Raw genomic sequence first — 25,495 nt, forward strand, 5'->3', positions numbered from 1 at the left:
CTTTCGTTCGTTGCACACCATACACACCCGGAAGAGGCCCTCGGCTGGGAGCAGATCCTCACGGTGACGGCGGCGGGCCCGCGCGAGCGGCCGCCTCGGCCTGCCAATGCAGCATCCTCGTCGACACGGTGACGGTGGCCACGAGGCCGTCCACGACGCAGTCGGTGAGCGACGCACCGCCGGCTTCGGCGACCTCTGCGGCGCGGGTGCAGGGCACCCCGGGAACGGCTCCGGATGCGGCATCCGCGGCGGCGAGCGCCGCCGCATCCGCGGCCGCCGCCAGCCGCTGTCCGGTCACCGCCGCAGCCCCCGCCGTGGCGAGTCCGACGGTGAGGAGTGCGGCGGTGGCCATGACGCCGATCGCGGTGACGGTGCCGGCCATCACAATCCGCCCGCCAGGGCACAGGAACGCACCCGGACGGTGATCCCGGGGAGCCCTGCGGGGGCGGTGGCCGTGACGCAGACGAGGTCGCCCGGGTGGTCGACGGACATCGCCGCGTCGGTTACGGCCGCACCGATCACCGCCTGCGCGCGCCCGTCGTCGTCGCCACGGGCGAGGAGGCGGGCGGCGTCGGCGGCCGCATCCTGGAGCCGCACCTGCCGCGCCCCGGCGGACAGCGCCGCAGCTCCGAGTGCGATCACGAGGACGACGGCGGGAAGGGCGACCGCGAACTCGGCCGTGACCGAGCCGCGATCGCCCCACCGCCCGGTCATGCCACCGTGAGCGCGCGACGGACGAGGTCTTCGAGGATGCCGCGGACCTCGTCGCTGCGCATGATCATGACGAGCATGCCGGCAAAGGCGACGGCCGCCATCGTGGCGATGGCGTACTCCGCGGTCGCGGCGCCGGTGTCGTCGGCGAACAGGGTCAGGGCGCGGCGTCGGGTCGGTCCTTCATGAGTTCCTCCAGAGGGTGATGGGGCACGGTGTGGCGGGCACGGTCGGGATGTCATAGGGACAGCGAGGTGGACCCGATGATGCCGAGCAGCATGGGGGCGACGCCGAGCGCGAGGAACGCCGGCAGCACGCAGACGCCGAGGGGCAGCAGGAGCCGGGAGGAGAGGGATGCGGCACGCATCCTCCCCGCGACGCGGGCGTGGTGCCGGGCCATCGCGGCGGCCGCGCGCAGCAGCTCCGCGGCGGGAACCCCCGCGTCGCGGGACAGTGTCAGCAGGCGCTCGGTCTCCGCATCCGCCGCCGCTCCCGCGTTCTGGGCGACGAGCGTCCGCGCCCGGTCGAGCGACACGCCTCCGGTGAGCGCGATCGCAAGGAGCTCCGGGACGAGACCGGCGACGCCCTCCTCCGGCTGAGCTCCACGAACGAGCCGCGCGGTCCAGGCGCGGGCGCCGAGCATGAGGGCGATCCCCGCGACGCCGCAGGTGATACCCACGGGCGTGGCGAGCATCACCCCGATCGGATCGAAACCGAGCAGGAACCCGAGGCCCACCGCGACCAGCGGCAGCCAGCTCATCAGCCGTGCGGTCGCCGCAGGCTCGGCGAGGGCGATGCGCACCTCGTCGCGAGAGTCGTCGGTCTCGCGGAGCGCTGCGGCCATGGCACGCAGCGTGTCGGCGAGCGGGGCTCCCACGGTGATCGCGAGCGCCCAGGCGGACGCAAGCGGCTCCCAGGTGGGACCGCGGGCACGGATCGCGGCGGGCAGGGCGTCTTCGCGGCCGGTGTCGATGGCGTCGATCACCGCTCTCGCGTCCGCGTCGTCGGTCGCGGCAAGGTAACGCCAGGCGGGGGTCGGCGCGAGCCCCGCCTGCAGCAGTACCGCCAGCCGCAGCACGAGTTCTGCCCGCGGACGCTCCGGCGCAGCGGGACGACGGCGGCGCACCGGCGCGATCGGGTTCCTCATCGCTCCTCCTCGATCGTGAGCCGGTCGTCGACGATGCGGGGCCGGCCGATCCCGGCGACGTGCCGGGTGCCGTCGTGCGTCCGGGCCAGGTGCACGACGGCGCCGATGGCGCTCGCAACCTGCCGCGCCAGCGCCCGGTCGTCGAGACCGGCGAGTGCGCCGAGCGCCTCGAGCCGCGCGGGGACGTCGTCCAGGCTGTTGGCGTGCAGGGTGCCCGCGCCGCCGTCATGGCCCGTGTTCAGTGCCGACAGCAGTTCGCGCACTTCGTCGCCCCGGCACTCCCCCACGACGAGTCGGTCTGGCCGCATCCGGAGCGCCTCCCGTACCAGCCGGGCCATGCCGATGCCACCGGCTCCCTCGAGGTTCGGCTGCCGGGCCTCCAACCGCACGTGATGCGGGTGGTCGATGCGCAGCTCCGCCACGTCCTCGATCGTCACGATACGGTCGGTGGCATCAGCCCGGGCCAGCAGCGCGGCGAGGAGCGTCGTCTTCCCGGAGCCTCCGGCGCCCGTGAGCAGGACGTTCGTGCGGTCGCGGATGAGGCGCTCGAGCCGTGCCCGCCCTGCCTCGTCGAACATGCCGCGCCGCTGCAGACCCTCGAGATCCACGTCGATCGCGCGCGGGATGCCGACACGGACGTCCACGCATGGTGTGCCGTCATCGAGATGCCGTCCGCCGAGGGCGATGAGAGTCACAGCGAGGTCGCGGACGAAGCGTTCGTCGGCCTGCCAGTCGGCGACGGGCAGTGCCCCATTCCCCCGGTCGGCGAATGCCCCGGCGGCGCCGTTGACGAACACATCTGTCACGTCCGGATCGGCGATCAACGCGGCAAGCGGGCCCCACGCGGGATGCGGCTGGCGCGCGCCCCCGCGAACGGTCTCCCCGCGGGGTCGGGCGACGAACAGCTCGGTCATGACGGCCACGCTAGGCAGCCGCATCCGACCCGTCGCGGCACCGGGAAGAACTGTGCACGCGGCGGCACGGGCGAGTCCCTGGGGAGGAGCGGACGAGTGCGCCGAAGACGGAAATGGGCGGCATCCCAGATGGGGGATCGGGATGCCGCCCTCGCGGTTCCTCGCAGTTGGGGGACGCGAGGCACCACGAGTCCCGATCAGAAAGCCGGGACACGATGAGCTTACGCGCCGCTCCGCGGCACGCAAAAGCCCCGTCGCTCCGCGTGCGTCGCGAGCCGGAAACACGGCGCGGCAGTCGGATCGATCACCGACTATCGGAGGTAGTAGCCCCACCGGACCGCCGATACAGTGACGGAGCGCGGAGCGTGCCGCGCAGTCTCCGGGTGACGATGCCCGGACGTTGTAAAGGATGCACATGACCAGCCAGATCGACCACCTGCTGAACGAGACCCGGCGCTTCGCGCCGAGCGCGGAGTTCGCCGAGAACGCCGTGGCGTCCGGCGAGCTCTACGCCGAGGCCGGCGCCGACCGCGAAGCCTTCTGGGGCCGCCAGGCGCGTGAGCTGCTGGACTGGCAGACGCCCTTCACCCAGGTGCTGGACTGGACCAACCCGCCGTTCGCGCAGTGGTTCGCCGACGGCACCCTCAACGTGGCGTACAACTGCCTCGACCGTCACGTCGCCGCAGGCAACGGCGACCGTGTCGCGCTCCTGTGGGAGGGCGAGCCGGGCGATGAGCGCCGGATCACCTACGCGGAGCTCACCGACGAGGTGAAGCGGCTCGCCAACGTGCTCACCGGCCTCGGCATCGTCGCCGGTGACCGGGTCGCCATCTATCTGCCGATGATCCCGGAGGCGATCGCCGCGATGCTCGCCGTCGCCCGTCTCGGCGCCATCCACTCGGTCGTGTTCGGCGGGTTCTCCGCGGACAGCCTGCGCTCCCGCATCGACGATGCCGGCGCGAAGCTCGTCATCACCGCTGACGGCGGGTACCGCAAGGGCAAGGTGTCGGCGTTGAAGCCCGCCGTCGACCTGGCGCTGGCCGACCGGAACGGCTCCGGAGTGCAGGAGACCGTCGAGCACGTGCTGGTGGTGCGGCGCGGCGGGAACGACGTGGACTGGACCGAGGGTCGCGACATCTGGTGGCACGACGCGGTGCCGGCCGCATCCGCCGAACACGAGGCGGAGGCCTTCCCCGCCGAGAACCCTCTGTTCATCCTCTACACCTCCGGAACCACCGGGAAGCCGAAGGGCATCCTCCACACCTCCGGCGGTTACCTCACGCAGGTTGCCGCCACGCACCGGAACGTGTTCGATCTGCATCCGGAATCCGACGTGTACTGGTGCACCGCGGATGTGGGCTGGATCACCGGCCACAGCTATGTCGCGTACGGGCCGCTCGCGAACGGTGCAACGCAGGTGCTGTACGAGGGGACGCCGGACAGCCCGCATCCGGGACGCTGGTGGGAGATCATCCAGAAGTACGGCGTGACCATCTTCTACACCGCGCCGACCGCGATCCGCTCGTTCATGAAGATCGGCCGTCAGGTGCCGGCGCAGTTCGATCTCACGTCGCTCCGGGTGCTCGGATCGGTGGGCGAGCCCATCAACCCCGAGGCGTGGGTCTGGTACCGCTCGGTGATCGGCGCCGACCGCACCCCCATCGTCGACACCTGGTGGCAGACCGAGACCGGCGCCATCATGATCTCGGCCCTTCCCGGAGTCACCGAGACCAAGCCCGGGTCGGCGCAGGTGCCACAGCCCGGCATCACGATCGATGTGGTGGACGAGTCCGGCACGCACGTCGGCAACGGCAACGGCGGCCTGCTGGTGGTCACCGAGCCCTGGCCGAGCATGCTGCGCGGCATCTGGGGCGATCCGGAACGGTTCGTGGAGACGTACTGGGAGAAGTTCGCCGACCGCGGCTACTACTTCGCCGGCGACGGTGCGCGCCTCGATGAGGATGGCGACATCTGGCTGCTCGGCCGGGTCGACGACGTCATGAATGTGTCGGGGCACCGGCTGTCCACCGCCGAGATCGAATCGGCCCTGGTCGCAAATGAGGCGGTAGCTGAGGCCGCGGTCGTCGGTGCGTCGGACGAGACGACCGGGCAGGCGGTCGTCGCGTTCGTGATCATCAAGGAGAACTACCTCAAGCAGCACTCCCCCGAGGGCCTCGTCAGCTCGCTCCGGGGGTGGGTGGGCGAGCAGATCGGACCGATCGCGCGCCCCCGCGACGTGTACATCGTCGGCGAGCTGCCGAAGACGCGCTCCGGCAAGATCATGCGGCGGCTGCTCCGCGACGTCGCCGAGGGCCGTGAAGTGGGAGACACCACCACGCTCGCCGACACGATGGTGATGAGCGTCATCTCCGCGCAGGTGAAGTAGCGGCGGCGCGGCGCACCCGCATCCATGTCCCACTTTCTGCCGTTATGAGTCATCGATAACGGCAGAAAGTGGGACATGTTCTGCAGAAAGCGGGACATGCGGGAGACGGATGCGGCGCCCAGAGGGATCCGGTACCCGGACGGATGCGGGTGCCCAGACGGATGCGGCGGCCGCAGGGTCCGCGGCAGCCCGCGCCGATCAGGCGAGGGTGAAGACGACCTCGACCTCGACGGGGCTGTCGAGCGGCAGCACCGGGACACCGACGGCGGAGCGGGCGTGCCGGCCGGCATCACCGAAGATCTCGCCGAGTACCTCGCTGGCCCCGTTGATGACGCCGGGCTGACCGGTGAACTCCGGCACCGAGGCGACGAAGCCGGTGACCTTCAGTACTCCGGCGAGGCGGTCCACGCCACCGGCCGCGGCCGCGGCGGCGGCGACGGCGTTCAGCGCGCTCTGCCGGGCGAGGGCCTGCGCATCGGCGGCGGGGACGAGACCGTGGCCGTCACCGACCTTGCCGGTCTGAGGCAGCGAACCGGAAACCATCGGCAGCTGACCCGCCGTGTAGACGAGGTCGCCGTGCACCTTCGCGGGCACGTAGGCGGCCACCGGCGGGACCACGGCGGGGAGCTCGATGCCGAGCTCGGCGAGACGTTCGCTGACCGTGCTCATGCGGCACCGCCCTCGAACTGGCGTGCGGCGGTGGCCGCAGCCCCGAGGCCCGCGTTCTCGGTGCCGCCGCCGACGGGGCGCTTCAGGTAGGCGACGAGGCCGCCCTCCGGGTTCGTCACGACCTGCACGAGCTCCCAGCCCTGCTTGCCCCAGTTGTTCAGAATGGCCGCGGTGTTGTGGATCAACAGCGGAGTGGTCAGGTATTCCCAGGTGGTCATTGCGGCTCCCGTGCGTGGTCCGGCGGAAAATCGGGCGCACGGACGCGGAGCGATGTCGAGGCTTCCCCCAGCATCCTGGCCTACCATCAACCCTATGCCCGATAAGAAACGGACAGCCAGCGGTGTGCTCTCGGGCCTCCTCGGCCTTGTGGGTCTCAGTGCCGTCGCCGGCGTGTTGATCACCGCCACTGTCACTCCGGCCATCGCCGTCACCGGCGCCGCGGCCTCCAGCGCCATCAAGATGTTCGACGATCTGCCGAGCGTCCTCGAGATCGACGAGCTGATGCAGCCGACGACGCTCTACTACTCGGATGGGGCGACGCCGCTCGCGACGTTCTACGACCAGAACCGGTCGCCCGTCGGGTTCGATCAGGTCGCGCCGGTCATGTACGACGCCATCCTCTCCAGCGAGGACCCGCGGTTCTATGAGCACGGCGGCGTCGACCTCATCGGCACGACGCGCGCCGTGCTGTCGAACGTCAAGGGCGGCGGCAGCACCCAGGGCGGGTCATCGATCAGCCAGCAGTACGTCAAGAACATCCTGATCCAGCAGTGCGAGTGGAACGCCACCACCGACGAGGACCGCCAGGACTGCTTCATCAAGGCGACCGAGTCCAGCGGCACCGAGGGTATCGAGCGCAAGCTCCAGGAGATGCGCTACGCGATCTCGCTGGAGCAGCAGTACTCGAAGAACGACATCCTGCTCGGCTACCTCAACATCGCGAACTTCGGCGGCACGACGTACGGCGTCGACGCCGCCGCGCGCTACTACTTCGGCGTCCCCGCCACCGACCTGAGTCTCTCGCAGGCCGCCGTGCTCGCCGGCATCGTGCAGAACCCGAACACGTACCGCATCGACCTCCCCGGTGGCACCACCACCTATGAGGACGGCACGGCTGCGAACGGGGCCGACGACGGGTACGCCCTCACCAAGAAGCGCCAGACCTACGTGCTCGGCCGCCTGCTCGACGACGGCAAGATCACCCAGGAGCAGCACGACGCCGCGGTCGCCGAGCCGATCACCCCGAACATCACCCCGGCCTCCCAGGGCTGCGCGGCCAGCTCCGCCCCGTACTTCTGCCAGTACGTGGTGTCGGTCATCAAGAACGACGCGGCCTTCGGCGCGACCCCGGACGAGCGCCAGGTGGCGCTGCGTCGTGGTGGCCTCAAGATCACCACCACGCTCGACGTGAACCTGCAGAACTCCGCCGCGGGCACCATGGCCGAGTACGCGCCGACCTCGGTCGCCGGAATGGACTTCGGTGCGGCGAGCACGAATATCGAGACGACGACCGGCCGCATCCTGTCGATCACGCAGAACACCTTGTTCAGCGAGAGTGCCGCGGCCGTCGGCGACCCGAACTACTCATCGCTGGTCTACGCCGGCGATCTCGCCTACGGCGGATCCCGCGGCTTCAACGCCGGCTCGACGTTCAAGATCTTCACCCTCGTGAATTGGCTGGAATCCGGTCACTCCGTCAACGAGTCGCTCAACGGTGTCAACCGCGTCTTCAAGCGGATGAAGAACTCGTGTACGGGCGACTGGGTGAACGTCGCCAACGAGAAGATCGGCAACTTCAACGGCCAGGGCGGTTTCCGCGGCACCGTGATGCAGTTCACGGCGCAGTCGCTGAACTCCGGCTATCTCGCCATGGCGGAGAAGCTCGACCTCTGCGGCATCGCCAAGGATGTCAAGAAGATGGGCGTGACCCTCGCCACCGGTGAGGACATCACGATGCAGTACGCGAACGAGGTGATCGGCTCGGATGCGGTCTCCCCCATCGCCATGGCCGGCGCCTTCGCGACCGTGGCCAACAACGGTATCTACTGCCAGCCCCAGGCCATCGACCGGGTGACGGATGCCGACGGCAACGACCTGCCGGAGAAGGTCCCGGCGCGAGCCTGCACGCAGGTCATCGACCCGGCCGTGGCGGCGACGGCGGCCTACGCCCTGAAGGGTGTCATGTCCAGCGGCGGCACCGGCAGCCAGGCGAACCCCGGCGACGGCACGCAGCTGATCGGTAAGACGGGTACGCACGAACAGTCGCAGACCTGGATGATCGAGTCGTCGACGGCTGTCACGACGGCGGTCTGGGTGGGCAACTCCAACGGCGCCGCGGCGCTGTCGAAGAACTACGCCAACGGGACGGCCCTGTCGAACCTGCGATACGGCATCGCGCGCAACATCCAGCGCACCGCGAACGAGCTCTACCCGGGCGGCGGGTTCCCGAACCCGGACACCAACCTGACGAAGGTCGTCTACGTCGACCTGCCGAGCGTGGTCGGTCTGCCGCTCGACCAGGCGCAGCAGACGCTCGAGGGCGCCGGGTTCACGGTCACCGTCGGCGACCCGGTGGACTCCGACCTGGCGACGAACCTCGTCGCCGCCCAGGATCCCGGCGCCGGCAAGGTGGTCAGCGACACCACCGTGACGCTGCATCCCAGCAACGGGCAGGGCGGGACGGTCCCCGCGGTCAGCGGCACCGTGCAAAGCGCACAGTCGCAGCTGAATGGCGCAGGCTTCTCGAACGTGGCACTCGGCACCTGCACGCCCGATGCCACCTTGAACGGCAATGACACCAAGGCGCTCGGCACCGATCCCGCCGCGGGGACGATGACCAACAAGGCGACCACGCAGGTGCGCATCAACTACGCCAAGAAGGACTGCTGAGGCTTGACCTCGACACGTCCGTCAACGGTCGCCCTCGGTGCACTCGGTGCGCTGGGGGCGATCGGCGTGGGCGCCGCCGTCTGGGGCATCGGAATCGAGCGTCACCTCTACACGATCCGCCGGCACACCCTGGCGATCCTGCCCGAGGGCGCCACGCCATTGCGGGTGCTCCACCTCTCCGACGCCCACATGGCGCCGTGGCAGCGCGGCAAGCAGGAGTGGATCGCCTCCCTCGCCGACCTGCAGCCAGACCTCGTCGTCAACACCGGCGACAACCTCGGCCACGCCGGGGGCCTCGACGGCATCCGGCGCGCCCTCTCCCCCTTCGCCGGAGTGCCGGGGCTGTACGTCCACGGCTCGAACGACGTGTCCGCCCCGTCGCCGCGCAACCCGTTCCGCTACTTCCAGGGCCCGTCGAAGATCCGCCGGGAGGAGACCGCGCTCGACACCGGCGCGCTCGACCGGTTCCTCACCGACGACCTCGGCTGGCACGACCTCGACAATGCGGCAGCGACCCTGGATGCGGGAGGCCTCCGGATCGAGGCGTTCGGCGTCGACGATGCGCACCGCCACTGGGATGACCTGGGCGCCCTCCCGCCGCTCCGCGAGGCACAGCGCACCGCCGGCACCGCCGACCTCGTCGTGGGCGTCACCCACGCTCCCTATGTGCGCGTGCTCGACCGGTTCACCGATCTCGGCGCAGACGTGCTGTTCGCCGGGCACACACACGGCGGCCAGGTCCGGGTGCCGCTGTCGCCGAAAGCCCTCGTCGCCAACTGCGACATCCCGCTCGACCAGGCCCGCGGCCTCAGCACTTGGGAGCATGAAGGCCGACGTGTGCCGCTGAACGTGAGCGCCGGCATCGGGCATTCGATCTACGCCCCGGTGCGTTTCGGCTGCCGCCCGGAGGCGTCGCTGCTGCTGCTCGTCCCGGCGCGCTGACCCGCCGCATCCTCTCCTCCCCAGCTCCCGCAGTCGCCCCCACTGTCCACCGGTTCGCCCGATTTCGTGGGCCGGTGAGGCCGCTCCCGCAGGCTCGGGCGCATGAAACGTGCCCTCATCAGCCTCCTGGTCCTGGCCGCCGTGATCGTCGGCGGCATCGTGCTCACTCAGCCCGCCCGCGCCGCATCCCCCGGCGTGGGATTCGGCACCTGGGCGCCGACGTCCGCCTACGGCTGGCACGGCTCGATGATCGTCGGCGGCGTGCACACCTACTGCATCTTCCCTGGCCGGCCGCTGCCGACGGGAGAGAGCCAGGATCGGGGCGTGTCGTTCGATGCCGCCGGGATCGACCCGCAGCGGCTCACCGCGATCAACATGCTGGTGTCCACATACGGACAGACCGACGACCCGGTGCAGGCCGCGAGCGTCGGCTGGGCGGTGAAGGCGATCGCGAACTGGAACGAGACACTGCACCACTTCGGCTACCCCGGTGACACGCTGCAGGGCGCTATCCACTGGACGTTCTCGGCGCTGGCGCCGGAGCACGATCAGGCGGTGCAGAACCTCGCCGCGGCCTATTACACCGAGGCGATGGGGATGCCGGCGGGGGCAGCATCCGGCTCGGGATCGCTGGTGTTCACGACGCAGGCGGATGACCCCTCGCACGGCACGGTGACGGTGAATGCCGACGTGCCCGGCGCGCGCGGCACCGTCAGCCTCGTGAACGCGGTCTTCGCCGACACCGGTTCGGCCAGCCGCGACGATGCGACCACCGGCGCGGTGTACGACATCGTCGGGTCGCCGCCGCCGGGTGAGACGTCGTACACGGTCAGCGGGTCCGGCACGCTGCGCGCCGGTCTCCTGCCCGCCGTGCACCACTTCGTCACGCCGGGCGGGCAGGACACTGCCGGACCGGGCGGCTCGCTGGAGTTCCCCATCGAAGGTCACGACTCGGCCCCGCGGGACACCGTGTTCGCCCCGCAGGTGACCACACAGGTCGTCTCGCGGTACACCCCGGGCGGCGCCTATGTCGACGACGTGACCTTCGCGAGCGCCCGCGGCGCCTGGGCCCGCACCACCGACGGCGGGTATCTGCCGATCACCGCGACCGCGACGGTGTACCGCACCACCACAGAGCCCGTGCTGGCCGACCGCGTGCCGGCCGATGCCGAGGACGTCGGCACCCTCACCCTGACCACGGATGCGGCGAGCGGACCCACGGTGCCGTACCGGGTGGAATCCCCCTGGCCGCTGCCCGGGCCGGGCTTCTACACCGCGGTGTGGCGGATCGACCGTGCCGCCCAGTCCGCGGCGACGCAGGAGACCCTGGACGAGGGCTACACCTGGGTGGAACGGTTCGGCGAGGTCAGTCAGGTGACCCTCGTGACCGCGGTCTCGTCCGCAGCAGAGCCGACGGTGGCGCTCGGCGCGACGATGAGCGACGTCGTGGTGGTCGAGGGTGCGGTTCCCACCCGTGGCCTGGACATCACCACGGAGGTGTACCGCGTCCCCGACCAGAGCGCGGCCGCGGATGCCTGCACCGCGGAGAACCGGGTGTGGAGCGCCGCACCGGTGCGGATCACCGCCCCCGGCTCCACCGCGTTCACGGCGCCCGTGGTGCCCGACTTCGGCACCTACGTGTGGCGCGAGCGGGCCAGCGACGCCGACGGCGTGCTCGTCCACGAGGGCGCCTGCGGGGTGCCGAGCGAAACCACGCAGGCCCCGCAGCCCACCGTGACGACGCAGGCACAGGCCACGGTCGGGCTCGGCGGCGAGACGACCGACACCGCCACCGTCACCGGCCCCCTCCCCGTCACCGGGCTGACCGAGCTCACCTTCGAGGTGTACCGGTCCGCGGGCGGCGAGCCGGCTGCCTCCTGCACGCCGGAGTCGCTCGTCACGACCACCTCCCCGGTAGGCGTGACTGCCGCGGGCGACACCCCCTCGCCCGCGGTGCGACTGCACGAACCGGGCACGTACTTCTGGATCGAGTACCTCTGGCACACACCCGCCGACGGCGAACGGCGTCTCCTCGCACAGGGGGCCTGCGGCCAGCCGAACGAGACCACCGTCGTCGAGCAGCCGTCGGTCGTCACCACCGCCGACGAGCACGCCGGCGTCGAATCCGCCTACGGCGACAACGCGGCCGTCTCGGGCCTCGGCGAGGGCGTCGACGCCGAGCTGGTGTTCTCCGTCTTCCATGTCGAAGAGGGCGCATCCCCGGTGTGCACCGACGAGAACCTGGAGATCCGCACCGCCGGGGTCCCGGTGACCGCATCCGGGGCGTATCGCTCCCCCGACGTCCGTTCGGCGTCGACGGGCGTCAAGCTGTGGATCGCCGAACTCCGCTACCGCGCGACGCCCGACGCCGAGTGGGTCGTCGTCCACCGAGGCGGATGCGGCGAGGCGGGCGAGACGACGCGGGTCGAGGTGCTCGCCGTCACGGGCCCGGATTCGGCGACCGTCGTTCGCCTGGGCGCGGCCGGCGGCCTCACCACGCTCCTGATCGGCGGGATCCTCGTCGCCGCGGCCCGCCGACGGCGGGGAACGCGACCGCGGACACACACGCAGACGCACACGGAGACGGCCCTGCCGCACCCGGCGCTCGGTTCCCTCCCCACGCTGACCCGTCGCGACGCGCGCCGCGACACACGGCGGCCGTCTCGATTCGGCACTGGGGCCAGAACCGGCTAGACTCGGAGGGTTGTTTCACGGGGTGTGGCGCAGCTTGGTAGCGCGCTTCGTTCGGGACGAAGAGGCCGCAGGTTCAAATCCTGTCACCCCGACGCGATGAGGCTCCGCCTGAGGGCGGAGCCTTTCGCATATTCGGATGTATCGGCCCACGCCTTCAGCACACGGGAGCCCGCATGACCGCTTCACCGAAGCTCGTCGCCTTCGATCTGGATGACACACTCGCCCCGTCGAAGCAACCGGTGGATCCGCGCATGGCGCGGCTGCTGCTCGATCTCGCGGCGCGGGTCGAGGTCGCCATCATCTCCGGTGGACAACTCGCCCAGTTCACCAGCCAGGTCGTCGACCGTCTCCCCGATGCCTCGGCGGAGTTGCTGTCGCATCTGCATCTGCTTCCCACCTGCGGCACCCAGTACTACCGGATCGATCCGGACGGCATCCGCACGGTCTACGCCCATGCCCTCTCCGACGATGAGAAGACCCGCGCCCTCACGGCCGTCGAAGAAGAGGCGCGGCGGCTGGGCCTCTGGGCCGAGCAGACCTGGGGGCCGATCCTCGAGGACCGGGGCTCCCAGATCACCTTCTCCGCCCTCGGCCAGCAGGCCCCCCTCGACGCCAAGATCGCCTGGGACCCCACCGGTGAGAAGAAGAATGCCCTCCGTGAGGCCGTCGCCGCCCGCATCCCGGACCTCGAGGTCCGATCCGGCGGCTCCACGAGCGTCGACATCACCCACCGCGGGATCGACAAGGCCTATGGCATGCAGCGTCTCGCCGAGCAGACCGGGCTGAGCCTGGACGACATGCTCTTCGTCGGCGACCGCCTCGACCCGGACGGCAACGACTACCCCGTGCTCGCCCTGGGCGTCGCCTGCCACGCGGTCGACGGGTGGGAAGACACCGCCGACTACCTCGACACGCTCATCCCCACCCTGCCTGTCCGCTAGCGCCGCTACAGTGACGAGCATGGATCTCGTTGCTCTCTCCATCGTGATCGCGATCGCCGTCGCGACCTGCGTCGCCTGCTGGCTGCTCTCGATCATCACGAAGGACACGTCCTGGGTCGACCGGATCTGGTCGATCGTGCCGGTCGCGTACGTCTGGGTCTTCGCCGGCGTCGGCATCGCCGCCGGGGTGGATGCCACCCGCCTGATCGTGATGGCTGTCCTCGTCACGCTGTGGGGCGCCCGGCTGACGTTCAACTTCGCCCGCAAGGGCGGCTACACCGGTATGGAGGACTACCGGTGGGCGATCCTGCGCGCGCGGATGACGCCGGGGCAGTTCCAGGCCTTCAACGTGTTCTTCATCGTCATCTACCAGAACCTGCTGCTCGTGCTCATCACGCTGCCGACGCTCGTCGCACTGCAGCATCCCACGCCGTTCGGGGTCTGGGACGCGGTGTTCACCGTCCTGTTCCTCGCGTTCCTCGTGGGCGAGTTCGTGGCCGACCAGCAGCAGTGGGCTTTCCATCAGGCCAAACAGCGCGCGGGTGGGCACCTGGAACCCGGCTTCGTCACGACAGGGCTGTTCCGCTTCAGCCGGCATCCGAACTTCTTCTTCGAGCAGGCGCAGTGGTGGATGATCTACGCGCTCGGGGCGGTCGCCGCATCCGGCGCGGGCCTCTGGGGCGGCGTGCTGAACGCCTCCATCGTGGGTGCGGTGCTGCTGACCGTGCTGTTCATCGGGTCGACGATCTTCACCGAGTCGATCTCCGCCGCCAAGTACCCGGCGTACGCGGAGTACCGGCGCCGCACGTCGATGCTGGTGCCGCTCCCCCCGCGCCGGGTAGCGCAGGACGCCACCGCCTGAGGCTCAGCCGAGCCGGCCGCCGGACTCGCGCAGATAGCAGTCGGCGCACATCGACTCGTAGGTGACGGTGTCGGCGCTGAGCTCGTCGATGGCGATCTGGTCGCCGTCGAAGACGAACCGGCCACCCACCAGCCGCGCGTTGAACAGCGCCTTCCGGCCGCAGCGGCAGATGGTCTTGAGCTCTTCGAGACTGTGCGCGAGCTCCATCAGCCGCTCCGAGCCGGGGAACGCCCGGGTGCGGAAGTCGGTGCGGATCCCGTAGGCGAGCACCGGGACGCCGTCCAGCACCACGATCCGCAGCAGGTCGTCTACCTGTTCGCGGGTGAGGAACTGCGCCTCATCGATGAGAAGGCAGGCGACGTCCGTCGTGTCGTCGGCTGCCGCATCCCGGACGGACTGCCGGTTGCGCGCGAACAGCTCACGCAGTCCCGCAGCCGGCGGAATGAGGAAGTCGACTTCCCGGCTCACGCCGAGGCGGCTCGAGATGTGCTCGGCTCCCTTGGTGTCGATCTCGGGCTTCGCGAGGAGGACGTGCTGGCCCCGCTCCTCGTAGTTGTACGCCGCCTGCAGCAGCGACGTCGACTTACCCGAGTTCATCGCGCCGTAGCGGAAGTAGAGCTTGGCCACAGGCTCAGACCGAGATGTGCAGCGCGTCCGCTGTGCGAGCGAGCACCTCGCGGGCGCGCTCGGGCTTGTCGTTGAGCGTCGTCCCGTAGCTGGGAATGAGTTCGGTGAGCTTCGGCGCCCAGCCCTCGATCCGCTCGGGGAAGCAGTCCTTCAGCAGGCCCAGCATGATCGACACCGCGGTGGACGCACCGGGCGAGGCGCCCAGGAGGCCCGCGATCGTGCCGTCGGCGGCCGCGACGACCTCGGTGCCGAACTGCAGCTTGCCCCCCTTCATGACCTGGGCGCGTTGACCGGCCTGAAGCAGCTCCCAGTCCCCGGCCTCGGCGGTGGGCATGAACTCGCGGAGGCTGTCGACCTTGCGCTTGTGCGACTTCAGCAGCTCGCTGATGAGGTACTTGACCAGGTCCACGTTGGTGGCGGCGACCTTCAGCATGCTGCCGATGTTCGATGGGCGCACCTGCGCGACGATGTCCGCGGGGCTCCCCTTCTTGAGGAACTTGGGGCTGAACGTGGCGAACGGACCGAACAGCAACGAGGCCTCGCCGTTGACGACGCGCGTGTCAAGGTGGGGCACCGACATGGGCGGCGCACCGATCGCGGCCTGCGAGTACACCTTCGCCTTGTGGCGGGCGACGATGGCGGGGTCGCTGGTCTTCAACCATTGACCGCCGAGAGGGAAGACGCCGAAGCCCTTGATCTCGGGGATACCAGCCTTCTGCAGCAGCTTGATGGCCCAGCCGCCGGCACCGACGAAGACGAAGCGGGCGTTGATGTGGCCCGGGGCGCCGCCGATACGGCGACGGAAGTCGACGCGCCAGGTGCCGTCCTTCTGCTTGGCGAGGTCCCGGACCTCGGTGTCGCGCAGCAGGTCCGCGCCGCTCTTGTCGAGCGCGGCGAAGAGCTGGCGGGTGAGCGCTCCGAAGTCCACGTCGGTGCCGCCGACGACGCGGGTCGCGGCGAAGGGCTCGTCGGCCTTGCGCCGCTTGTCCATGAGCAGCGGTGCCCACTGGTTAATGACCCGGGAGTCCTCGGAGTACTCGATCGTTTCGAACAGCGGCTGCTGCTTCAGCGTCTCGTAGCGGTGCTTGAGGTAGGCGACATCCTTCTCACCGCGGACGAACGTCATGTGCGGCGCGGAGTTGATGAAGGTCTGCGGCTCGTCGAGGACGCCCGCCTCGACCAGCGACGTCCAGAACTGGCGGCTCTGCTGGAACTGTTCGTTGATGGCAATGGCCTTGGCCGGGTCGGTGGGGTCCGGCATGTAGTTCAGCTCGCACAGCGCCGAGTGACCGGTGCCGGCGTTGTTCCAGGCGTTCGAGCTCTCCTCGGCGACCTCTCCGAGGCGCTCGAAGACGGCGATCTTCCAGTCCGGCTGAAGCTGCTGCAGGAAGGTGCCGAGCGTGGCGCTCATGACCCCGCCGCCGATCAGAACGACATCGTAGGTTTCACTCACCCGTCAATCTTAGTTCGCACGCAGGAAGGACCTGCGCCGCGGAGCGGGTCCGCGCCTGCAAACAACCGGGCTTCTTGCCGCTGGGCATAACCGCGCGGGCGGTTCCGGTCAGGCGGTGACGCCGAGCTTGGCCGCGACGAGCTCCGCGATCTGCACCGCGTTCAGCGCCGCCCCCTTGCGCAGGTTGTCGTTGGAGATGAACAGCACGAGACCCTTACCTTCGGGCGCGGACTGGTCGCGACGGATGCGGCCGACGAAGCTGGGGTCCTTCCCCGCGGCCTGCAGCGGGGTGGGTGCCTCTTCCAGCTCGACGCCGGGCGCGGCGGCGAGGATTTTGCGGGCACGGTCGGGGGTGATGTCGCGAGCGAACTCGACGTGGATGGACAGCGAGTGGCCAGTGAAGACCGGCACGCGTACGCAGGTGCCAGCGACGCGGAGCTCGGGCAGCTCGAGGATCTTACGGCTCTCGTTGCGGAGCTTCTTCTCCTCGTCGGTCTCGTCGTCGCCGTCGTCGACGAGACTGCCGGCGAACGGGATGACGTCGAACGCGATAGGGGCGATGTACTTCTCCGGCTGCGGGAAGTCGATCGCAGAACCGTCGTGCACGAGACGGAGCGTGTCGCCCTGCGCGAGCACGCCCTCGACCTGGCCGAGGAGTTCCTGGGCGCCGGCGAGACCAGAGCCGGAGACGGCCTGGTAGGTGCTGACGATGAGGCGCTCGAGGCCCGCCTCGGCATCCAGCGGCTTCAGCACCGGCATGGCGGCCATGGTGGTGCAGTTGGGGTTGGCGATGATGCCCTTGGGGCGGTCGTCGATCGCGTGCGGGTTGACCTCGCTGACCACGAGCGGGACCTCGGGGTCATTGCGCCAGGCACTGGAGTTATCGATGACCACGGCACCGGCCTCGGCGAAGCGGGGCGCGTGCGCCCGGCTGCCGGTGGCCCCGGCGGAGAAGAGGGCGATGTCGATGCCGGCGGGGTCGGCGGTGGCGACGTCCTCGACGAGGACGGTCTGGCCACCGAACTCAATGGCACGCCCAGCGGAGCGGGCGGTGCCGAACAGGCGCAGTTCGCGGATCGGGAACGACCGCTCGGCGAGAATCTCGCGCATGACCGTGCCGACCTGGCCGGTGGCGCCCACGACGGCGACGGAGAGTCCGGAATCGGAGATGCGAGTCATAGCGGTTCCTCGATGGTGCGGGGGCAGGCCGCATCCATCACGGATCGGCGCGGGGTTGCCCGATTCTATCGCGATGCGCCGGCCACCTCGGGCCGCGTGACGTGCGGCGGCGGATGCGTTCCTGCCAGGTTCCGGCGGCGTCCTGCCACCACATCCATCCCGGCCGGGTTTCTCCATCCGCCAGTCGAGCGTCGGATACGGCGGGTCAGCGTCCGGTGCCGGCGTAGATCGTGGCGTCGGCGTCGCCGTCGAGCCCGTAGGCGGTGTGGACGACGCGGGCGGCCTCGGCAATGTCCGCTGCGCGGAGCACCACCGAGATGCGGATCTCACTGGTCGAGATCATCTCGATGTTGATGCCGGTGGTGCTGAGCGCTTCGAAGAGGGTCGCAGACACCCCGGAATGGGTGCGCATGCCGGCACCGACGACGGAGAGCTTGCCGATCTGGTCGTCGTGCACCAGGCTCTCGAAGCCGACCTCGATCTGCTCGCCCGCGAGTGCTTTGAGCGCGGTCGTCGCATCGGTCTTCGGGAGTGTGAACGAGATGTCGGTGCGCGCGGTCCCGGCGGCGGACACGTTCTGGACGATCATGTCGACGTTCGCGCCGGACTTGGCGACGATCTTGAAGATCTCGGCGGCCTTACCGGGCACGTCGGGGACGCCGACGACGGTGATCTTGGCCTGGCCCAGGTCGGTGGCGACCCCGGCGACGATCGGCTCTTCCATGTGCTCTCCCTCGGGGACGTGGTGGGGGTGTCGACCGGTGCCGACCCACGTGCCCTCGGCGGAGCTGAACGTGGAGCGGGCGTGGATGAGGACGCCGTGACGCCGAGCGTATTCGACGGCGCGGATGTAGAGGACCTTCGCACCGTTCGCCGCGAGCTCCAGCATCTCCTCGCTGGAGATGCGGTCGAGCTTGCGGGCGCGCGGGACGACGCGGGGGTCGGCGGTGAAAACACCGTCGACGTCGCTGTAGATCTCGCAGACGTCCGCCTCGAGTGCGGCGGCGAGAGCGACGGCCGTGGTGTCGGATCCGCCGCGGCCGAGGGTGGTGATGTCGCGGGTGTCGCGGTTGAAGCCCTGGAAGCCGGCGACGATGACGATGGCGCCCTCGTCGAGCGCTTCGCGCAGACGAACCGGGGTGACATCGACGATGCGTGCGGCGCCGTGCGTGGCATCCGTGATCATGCCGGCCTGGCTGCCGGTGAACGAGCGTGCCTCGAAGCCCATGGGGTGGATGGCCATGGCCAGCAGCGCCATCGAGATGCGCTCCCCGGAGGACAGCAGCATGTCGAGCTCGCGCGGGGCGGGGATCGGCGCGACCTGGCCGGCGAGGTCGAGAAGTTCGTCGGTCGTGTCGCCCATGGCGCTCACGGCCACCACCACGTCGTGGCCGGCACGACGGGTGTCGACGATGCGCTTGGCGACGCGCTTGATGCTCTCCGCGTCGGCAACCGACGATCCGCCGTACTTCTGCACGATCAACGCCACAGTGGAACTCCCCGGGGTACAGGCGCGCGAATGCCGCGCCCACCGATCCATCTTACGGAGCCGTCGATGCCGTCACGGACATGTGACCGGCCCCCAGGGCGGCCGGGCGCTGGGTCGGGAGGGATGGGTCGGCCGGAGCCGCGCCTCTCCCGCATCCGGCCCCTCGACCATGTCCCACTTTCTGCCGTTATGGCGCCCTCATACCGACAGAAAGTGGGACATGTTCTGCAGAAAGAGGGACATGGATGCGGGCGGGCGGGTGGCGCGGGTCAGCCGGGGGCGATGGGCAGCAGCTCACCGTCGGGGCGGTCGGAACGGCGCGGGCGCAGGATGCCGCCCGTCGCGGCAAGCCAGCATCCGAGGATGACGAGCGGGAAGCCGATCACGAGACCGAGGGTGAGGGGTTCGCCGAGGATGAGAGCCCCGAGGAGGATCGCGACCACCGGGTTGACGTAGGTGAACAGCGGCGCACGGGCGGGCCCGACGTGAGCGATGAGCGCGAAGAACACGACGAACGCGACGGCTGTGCACAGCACTCCGAGGGCGGCGAGAGCGAGGGTGCTGGACACCGTGGGCACCCGGTGCTGGGTGAGCAGACCGATCGGCAGGTAGAAGACACCGACCGCGGCGAGCGACACCGTGACGGTGCCGAGAGTCGGCACGTTCTGGAGCTTGCGCGCGACGATGAACGGCGCGGTCGCGTAGAGGACTGCCACCAGCAGCACCTCGAGGACCGCGAGGATGCCGTCGCCGTCCACCGCCAGCCCCGGCCCGAGCACGATGAGCGCGACGCCGACGAACCCGACGCCGAGCCCGATGGCGCGCGACGGGCGGAACACCGACCGATCCCCACCGCCGAAGGCGATGAGCGCGGCGAACAGCGGCACCGTCGCGACGAGCAGGCCGGTGAGACCGGAGGGCAGGGTCTGCTCCGCGTGGCTCAGCAGGATGAACGGGCCCGCCATCTCGACCGCACCGAACGCGAGCACCCACCCGATCTTCGCGAATGCCGGCCGCAGCGCCCGCTGGCGCAGCGCGAACGGCAGCAGCACGAGTGCGCCGACGAGCGTGCGACCGGCGACGACGGATGCGGGCGAGTACGACTCCACGGCCTGCTTGATGAACAGGTACGGCACGCCCCACAGCACCGCCATGGCGGCGTACAGGATCCACCCGCGCGCTCCGATGCGCGCTCCCCCGGCAGCCACGGTCAGAGGGTCCGTCGGCCCTCGAACGCCCGCCCGAGGGTGACCTCGTCCGCGTATTCCAGGTCGCCTCCCACGGGCAGACCGGAGGCCAGACGGCTGACGCGGATCTCGAGCGTCGTCAGCAGCCGGCTGAGGTAGGTCGCGGTCGCCTCGCCCTCGAGGTTCGGGTTCGTGGCGAGGATGACCTCCTGCACGGTGCCATCGGCGAGTCGCTGCATGAGCTGGGTGACCCGCAGGTCGTCGGGTCCGACGCCGGCGATGGGGCTGATCACGCCGCCCAGCACGTGGTACAGGCCGCGGAACTCCCGGGTGCGTTCGATCGCGGCGACATCCTTGGCATCCTCGACCACGCAGATGACGGCGGGGTCACGACGGGGGTCGCGGCAGATGCTGCATCGGTCCTGCTCGGACACGTTGCCACACACCTCGCAGAAGCGCACTTTCTCGCGCACCTCGCCGAGCAGCTGCGACAACCGCAGCACGTCGAAGTTCGGGGTCTGCAGGATGTGGAACGCGATCCGCTGCGCGGACTTCGGCCCGATGCCGGGGAGGCGGCCGAATTCGTCGATCAGTTCCTGGACGATGCCGTCGTACATCAGTTGAACCTCGTCGGTGCCTCGTAGGGCTCCTCACGCACGAAGCGCGCATCGAGCAACTGCCGGACGACCGCCTCACCGTAGCGCTGCACACCACCGGGCGCCGGGCGCACCGGGCGGGCGTTCACCGGCGGGACGGGGGCGGACGCGGTGGGCGGGTCGACGATGTCGAGGTCGTCGTCCTCGTCGGGCTCGATCGACGGCGCCACCTCGGAGGTGGGCAGGACCGCGCCTTCCCGCACCGGCGGCACGGTGGCGACGCGTTCGCGGACCTCCGCTGCATCCTCCGGCTCGTCGTCGACGGCGAACTGGGCAGGCTCCACCGGCTCGGACACCGGGATCGGTGCGACCGCCCACTCGGTGACGGGCGCGGAAGACGCCGCAAGACGCGTCCCGGCCGCGGGGCGCTCAGCGGCGCCCGCGTTCGCCGACCCGGATGCGGTGGGGGCGGCGGGCGGCACGGATACGGTGGCTCCGCCGCTCGGCGGTGCGGGCGCCGCGGGAGGGGCCGGCGGGGTGTCATCGCCCTCGTGGCGCGCGATGTACTTCACCCGGATGCCGAGCACCCCCTGGATCGCCTGACGCAGGTCTTCGCTCGGACCCTGACCGGCGGCGCGCTTCTTGAACGCGGTGACATCGGCGGCGCTCTGGAACGCCAGGGTGAGAATGTCGCCGTCGAGCGCGATCACCCGGGCACCGGTGGCGACGAGCCACGACGTGCGACTGATCTTCTCGAGACCCGCCAGCACCTCCGGCCAGGCGTCGCGCATGTGCTGCACCGTGACCGGTCCGACCGGGCGCACGGGAGGTGCGGCTTCGTCGGCTGCGGGCGCCTCGACCGGGGATGCGGACGTCGCGGGCGAGACGGCGGGCGCAGGGGCGGCGGCCGGCGCCGGGCCGGCGGGCGCGGCGACCGGAGCCGCGGGAGCAGCAGCAGGAGGAGCGGGGGCGACAGGCGTGGGGGCGGCGGGCGCAGGCGCCGAGGCAACGGATGCGGGCGGCGCGGGCGCGGCTGCCGCACCGGCACCCGGTGCACCGGCGGCCGCCGCGCTCGTAGTCTGCGAGAGCACCCGCGCCACCATGAGTTCGAGCTGAAGACGGGGCGAGGTTGCCCCGGTCATCTCGTCGAGGGCGGCGATAACGATGTCGGCGGTCTGCGACAGCCGGTCGGCGCCGAAGATGGTGGTCTGCCGCGCCATCCGCTCGAGCTCGTCGCCCGGGATACCGCGCAGCACCGCGCTCGCGGCAGGGCCCGTGGCTGCGACGATAATGAGATCGCGCAGGCGCTCGAGCAGGTCTTCGATGAACCGGCGCGGGTCCTGCCCGGTCTGCACGACCCGGTCGATGGCCGCGAACGCCGCACCGGAATCGCGGTCACCCAGCGCCTCGACGATCGTGTCGAGCAGCTCCCCGTGCGTGTACCCGAGGAGGGCGACGGCACGTTCGTAAGCGACGGTCGGCCCCTCGGACCCGGCGATCAGCTGATCCAGCAGCGACAGCGTGTCGCGGGGCGAACCGCCGCCGGCGCGCACGACGAGCGGCAGCACGCCTGCCTCGACCGAGACGCCCTCGCTCTCGCACAGCTGCTGCACGTATTCGAGCATCGCAGCCGGTGGCACCAGCCGGAACGGGTAGTGGTGGGTGCGCGAGCGGATCGTGCCGATGACCTTGTCGGGCTCGGTGGTGGCGAAGATGAACTTCACGTGCTCCGGCGGCTCCTCGACGAGCTTCAGCAGCGCGTTGAACCCCTGCGGGGTGACCATGTGCGCCTCATCGAGGATGAAGATCTTGAACCGGTCGCGGGCCGGGGCGAAGATCGCCCGCTCGCGCAGGTCACGGGCGTCGTCGACGCCGTTGTGGCTCGCTGCGTCGATCTCGACGACGTCGAGCGAACCGCCGCCGCCGCGACCGAGCTCCACGCAGCTGTCGCACTCCCCGCAGGGGGTGTCGGTGGGCCCCTGGGCGCAGTTCAGGCAGCGGGCGAGGATGCGGGCTGACGTGGTCTTGCCGCATCCGCGAGGCCCTGAGAACAGGTAGGCGTGCCCGACCCGGTCGGCGCGCAGCGCCGTCATCAGCGGATCGGTCACCTGGGACTGACCGATCATCTCGCCGAACGCCTCAGGACGGTAGCGGCGATACAGAGCGGTGGTCACGCACCCAGCCTACGGCGTGCCGCCGACATCCCGGCAGGCCGCCGCTCCCGCCCGCCCCTCCTCACACCGAGCGGTCAGCGGGACGAGGCAGACGGGTCAGACGTCGAGCGGTGCCGCCGGGTCGAGGGCCGGAAGGGAGCCGGTGACCACCGGGATCGTCGTCGTCATGATCGGGACGGATGCGGACAGCAGCGTGCCGTCCTCGCGCCGCGCGTCCGCGAACATCCGCAGCGTCGGGCGTCCCGGACGCACCGGACCCTGCGTCGCGAGCGGGATGACGACCTCTTCGCCGCCGGCGACGGCGTACCGCACCCCGCGAACGAGGAACGGCACCTCGGCGCCGCCCTCGTCGGCGCGGACGATCATCTCGTCGCGCCGCAGGGTGATGCGCAGCACCGTGCCGTGCCAGGCCAGCGGGTACGACAGCTCGGGCCACGCGGCAGGCAGGCGCGGGTCGAAGGTGAGCTCGCCGTAGTGGTCCCGCATGCCGCCGAAGCCGCCGACGAGCGAGGTCCACACGCCGCCCGCAGAGGCCACGTGCACGCCATCCGCGGCGTTGTGGTGCAGGTCGGCGAGGTCGACGAAGATGCCGTCGAGGAAGTACTCCAGCGCCAGATCCTGGTACCCCACCTCCGCCGCGAGGATCGACTGCACGACCCCGGACAGCGTGGAATCGCCCGTGGTGAGCGGGTCGTAGTACTCGAAGTCGGCCAGTTTCTCCTCATCGGTGAAGTGGTTGCCCTGCAGGAACAGCGCGAGCACCACATCGGCCTGCTTCAGTACCTGGTACCGGTAGATCACCAGCGGGTGGAAGTGCAACAGCAGCGGGCGCTGCTCTTCCGGCGTGTTCTCCAGGTCCCACATCTCCCGCTCGAGGAACACCTCGTCCTGGGGGTGGATGCCGAGCGCCGGGCTGAACGGGATGTGCATGGCTTCGGCTGCCCGCTCCCATCCCTCCGCCTCACCGGGGTCGAGGTTCAACCGGTCCGACATCTGCCGGTACGCCTCGGGCGCGGTCTCCGCCATCTCGCGCACCGTGCGGGCCGCGAAACGGAGGTTGAAACGGGCCATCACATTCGTGAACAGGTTGTCGTTGACGACGGTGGTGTATTCGTCAGGCCCGGTCACACCGTGGATGTGGAAGCTGTCCTCGCCGTCGATCTCCTCGCGCCAGAAACCGAGGGTGGCCCACAGGCGTGCGGTCTCGACCGCGATGTCCACCGCCTCGCGGTAGAGGAAGTCGATGTCGCCGGTCGCGCGGACATACTTCGCCAGCGCGAAGCTGACGTCGGCGTTGATGTGGTACTGCGCGGTGCCGGCGGCGTAGTACGCCGACGCCTCCTCGCCGTTGATGGTGCGCCACGGGAACAGGGCGCCAGCCTCGTTCAGCTGGAAGGCGCGCTTGCGGGCGGCCGGGAGCATGAGCACCCGCATCCGGAGGGCGTTGCGTGCCCACAGCGGCGACGTGTATGCCAGGAACGGCAGCACGTACACCTCGGTGTCCCAGAAGTAGTGGCCGCTGTACCCGGAACCGCTGAGCCCCTTCGCGGGCACACCCATCCCGTCAGCGCGCGCCGTGGCCTGCGCAAGCTGGAACAGGCACCAGCGGGTCGCCTGCTGCAGGTCGTCGTGGCCGCCGATGCGCACATCCGAACGGTCCCAAAACGCGTCGAGCCAGGCATGCTGGCGCTCGTGGAGCATGTCGATGCCGACCTCGGCGGCGCGGTCGAGGGTGCGCCGGCACCGGTCGATGAGCTCGCGCGTGGGGACGCCGCGGGAGGTGTGGTAGCTGACGGTCTTGGTCACCTTGACCGGGACGCCCGCCTTGGCGTGCACCCGGAACACGTTCTTGGCGATGTCGGGCTCGACCAGCGACCGGGCGTTGTACTCATTCTCGGTCTCGATGGTGTGGTCGGCGGCGACCGCCAGCGTCATGCCGGACTGGGTGACCCGGTAGCTGAGCACCGAGCGGTACCCGTCCTGCCAGTATTCCTGCGGCTGCAGCACGCGCTCGGCGATGCGCTCCGCCTTCCGCGGGTCGAACGCGCCCTTCTTCGGCGCGGTCGGCGACCCGCCGTAGACGTCCTCGCCGTCCTGCCGGTTCACCAGCTGGCAGTTCACGGTCACCGGGGCGTCGGCGTCGAGCACCGTCACCTCGACGCTCATGACCGCCAGGTGCTTCTCCTCAAACGACACCATGCGCTCGTAGTCGATGCGCACGCGCTTGCCCGACGGGGTGCGCCACAGCAGGTGACGGCGCAGCACGCCCTCGCGCATGTCGAGGGCGCGCTCGTACTCGAGGATGTCGGCCACGTCGAACGACAACGGCTCGTCGTCGACGTAGACCCGCATGACCTTCGCATCGGGAGCGTTCACGATGGTCTGGCCGACCTCGGCGAACCCGTACGCCTGCTCCGCATGACGGATGGGGAACGTCTCGTGGAAACCGTTGATGAAGGTGCCCTGCTCGTGACCGAACCGCCCTTCCGGGTGGTTGCCGCGTAGGCCCAGGTAGCCGTTGCCCACCGAGAAGATCGTCTCGGTGACCCCCGCGTCCTCCAACGAGAACGACGTCTCGACCAGCCGCCACGGGTCGACGGGGAAACGGTCGCGATCCATCATCAGCAGTGCTTTC

21 protein-coding genes and 1 tRNA gene are annotated in these 25,495 nt (G+C 70.1%); 7 read left to right on the plus strand and 15 right to left on the minus strand.

The window, feature by feature from the left end; all coding sequences use genetic code 11:
- Positions 1-58: 58 nt before the first annotated feature.
- From NT132_RS10095 to NT132_RS10115, 5 genes are read right to left on the minus strand one after another with little or no spacing between them, the layout of a single operon-like run.
- A complete protein-coding gene (locus tag NT132_RS10095; protein ID WP_297788026.1) occupies positions 59-382 on the minus strand; it encodes an Rv3654c family TadE-like protein in 324 nt (107 codons plus the stop codon).
- Positions 382-714: a TadE family type IV pilus minor pilin gene (locus NT132_RS10100; RefSeq protein ID WP_297788029.1), complete on the minus strand. Its 333-nt coding sequence runs from the start codon at positions 712-714 to the stop codon at positions 382-384. Before NT132_RS10100 ends, NT132_RS10095 begins: the two co-directional genes overlap by 1 nt.
- Positions 711-953 (minus strand): DUF4244 domain-containing protein, encoded by a 243-nt coding sequence (locus NT132_RS10105; protein WP_297788031.1) that lies wholly within the window; start codon positions 951-953, stop codon positions 711-713. The genes NT132_RS10100 and NT132_RS10105 overlap by 4 nt, the downstream gene beginning before the upstream one ends.
- A complete protein-coding gene (locus NT132_RS10110; protein ID WP_297788035.1) occupies positions 950-1,858 on the minus strand; it encodes a type II secretion system F family protein in 909 nt (302 codons plus the stop codon). Before NT132_RS10110 ends, NT132_RS10105 begins: the two co-directional genes overlap by 4 nt.
- Positions 1,855-2,772 (minus strand): ATPase, T2SS/T4P/T4SS family, encoded by a 918-nt coding sequence (locus NT132_RS10115; protein WP_297788037.1) that lies wholly within the window; start codon positions 2,770-2,772, stop codon positions 1,855-1,857. Before NT132_RS10115 ends, NT132_RS10110 begins: the two co-directional genes overlap by 4 nt.
- A gap of 415 nt (positions 2,773-3,187) precedes the next feature.
- Here NT132_RS10115 and acs point away from each other — a divergent pair, with 415 nt between their 5' ends.
- On the plus strand, positions 3,188-5,158 hold the full coding sequence (gene acs / locus NT132_RS10120; RefSeq protein WP_297788040.1) for an acetate--CoA ligase: 1,971 nt from the start codon (positions 3,188-3,190) through the stop codon (positions 5,156-5,158).
- A 198-nt stretch (positions 5,159-5,356) separates the two neighbouring features.
- Here the strand turns inward: acs and NT132_RS10125 are convergent, their stop codons facing one another.
- Positions 5,357-5,827: a RidA family protein gene (locus NT132_RS10125; protein WP_297788042.1), complete on the minus strand. Its 471-nt coding sequence runs from the start codon at positions 5,825-5,827 to the stop codon at positions 5,357-5,359.
- Complete coding sequence (locus tag NT132_RS10130) at positions 5,824-6,045, minus strand: hypothetical protein (RefSeq protein ID WP_297788044.1); 222 nt, start codon at positions 6,043-6,045, stop codon at positions 5,824-5,826. Before NT132_RS10130 ends, NT132_RS10125 begins: the two co-directional genes overlap by 4 nt.
- Before the next feature lie 94 nt (positions 6,046-6,139).
- Between NT132_RS10130 and NT132_RS10135 the strand changes: the two genes are divergently transcribed.
- The 6 genes from NT132_RS10135 (at position 6,140) to NT132_RS10160 (ending at position 14,155) form a co-directional block, all read left to right on the plus strand.
- Complete coding sequence (locus tag NT132_RS10135; RefSeq protein WP_297788046.1) at positions 6,140-8,716, plus strand: transglycosylase domain-containing protein; 2,577 nt, start codon at positions 6,140-6,142, stop codon at positions 8,714-8,716.
- A gap of 3 nt (positions 8,717-8,719) precedes the next feature.
- Positions 8,720-9,658, plus strand: a complete 939-nt coding sequence (locus NT132_RS10140; RefSeq protein ID WP_297788048.1) for a metallophosphoesterase — start codon at positions 8,720-8,722, stop codon at positions 9,656-9,658.
- Between the two features lie 102 nt (positions 9,659-9,760).
- Complete coding sequence (locus NT132_RS10145) at positions 9,761-12,352, plus strand: hypothetical protein (RefSeq protein ID WP_297788054.1); 2,592 nt, start codon at positions 9,761-9,763, stop codon at positions 12,350-12,352.
- An 18-nt stretch (positions 12,353-12,370) separates the two neighbouring features.
- A tRNA-Pro gene (locus NT132_RS10150) sits at positions 12,371-12,444 on the plus strand.
- A gap of 81 nt (positions 12,445-12,525) precedes the next feature.
- The gene (locus tag NT132_RS10155) at positions 12,526-13,293 is read left to right on the plus strand and encodes an HAD-IIB family hydrolase (protein ID WP_297788058.1); all 768 of its coding nucleotides are present in this window, start codon (positions 12,526-12,528) and stop codon (positions 13,291-13,293) included.
- 19 nt (positions 13,294-13,312) lie between these two features.
- Entirely contained in the window at positions 13,313-14,155 is an 843-nt protein-coding gene (locus NT132_RS10160) for a DUF1295 domain-containing protein (protein WP_297788062.1), read from the plus strand.
- Between the two features lie 3 nt (positions 14,156-14,158).
- Here NT132_RS10160 and NT132_RS10165 read toward each other — a convergent pair whose 3' ends face one another.
- From NT132_RS10165 to NT132_RS10200, 8 genes are all read right to left on the minus strand, one after another.
- On the minus strand, positions 14,159-14,782 hold the full coding sequence (locus NT132_RS10165; RefSeq protein ID WP_297788067.1) for a thymidine kinase: 624 nt from the start codon (positions 14,780-14,782) through the stop codon (positions 14,159-14,161).
- Between the two features lie 4 nt (positions 14,783-14,786).
- Positions 14,787-16,235: a malate dehydrogenase (quinone) gene (gene mqo / locus NT132_RS10170; protein WP_297788069.1), complete on the minus strand. Its 1,449-nt coding sequence runs from the start codon at positions 16,233-16,235 to the stop codon at positions 14,787-14,789.
- A 108-nt stretch (positions 16,236-16,343) separates the two neighbouring features.
- Positions 16,344-17,414, minus strand: a complete 1,071-nt coding sequence (locus NT132_RS10175) for an aspartate-semialdehyde dehydrogenase (protein WP_297788075.1) — start codon at positions 17,412-17,414, stop codon at positions 16,344-16,346.
- Between the two features lie 205 nt (positions 17,415-17,619).
- On the minus strand, positions 17,620-18,903 hold the full coding sequence (locus NT132_RS10180; RefSeq protein WP_297788077.1) for an aspartate kinase: 1,284 nt from the start codon (positions 18,901-18,903) through the stop codon (positions 17,620-17,622).
- Positions 18,904-19,172: 269 nt separating this feature from the next.
- Positions 19,173-20,111: an EamA family transporter gene (locus NT132_RS10185; protein WP_297788079.1), complete on the minus strand. Its 939-nt coding sequence runs from the start codon at positions 20,109-20,111 to the stop codon at positions 19,173-19,175.
- 2 nt (positions 20,112-20,113) lie between these two features.
- Positions 20,114-20,707: a recombination mediator RecR gene (recR, locus tag NT132_RS10190; RefSeq protein WP_297788081.1), complete on the minus strand. Its 594-nt coding sequence runs from the start codon at positions 20,705-20,707 to the stop codon at positions 20,114-20,116.
- Entirely contained in the window at positions 20,707-22,860 is a 2,154-nt protein-coding gene (locus tag NT132_RS10195; RefSeq protein ID WP_297788084.1) for a DNA polymerase III subunit gamma and tau, read from the minus strand. Before NT132_RS10195 ends, recR begins: the two co-directional genes overlap by 1 nt.
- A gap of 96 nt (positions 22,861-22,956) precedes the next feature.
- Positions 22,957-25,482, minus strand: a complete 2,526-nt coding sequence (locus NT132_RS10200; protein ID WP_297788085.1) for a glycosyl hydrolase family 65 protein — start codon at positions 25,480-25,482, stop codon at positions 22,957-22,959.
- Positions 25,483-25,495: the final 13 nt, after the last annotated feature.

The organism is Microbacterium sp. (genome assembly GCF_026393345.1).
GTDB lineage: Bacteria > Actinomycetota > Actinomycetes > Actinomycetales > Microbacteriaceae > Microbacterium.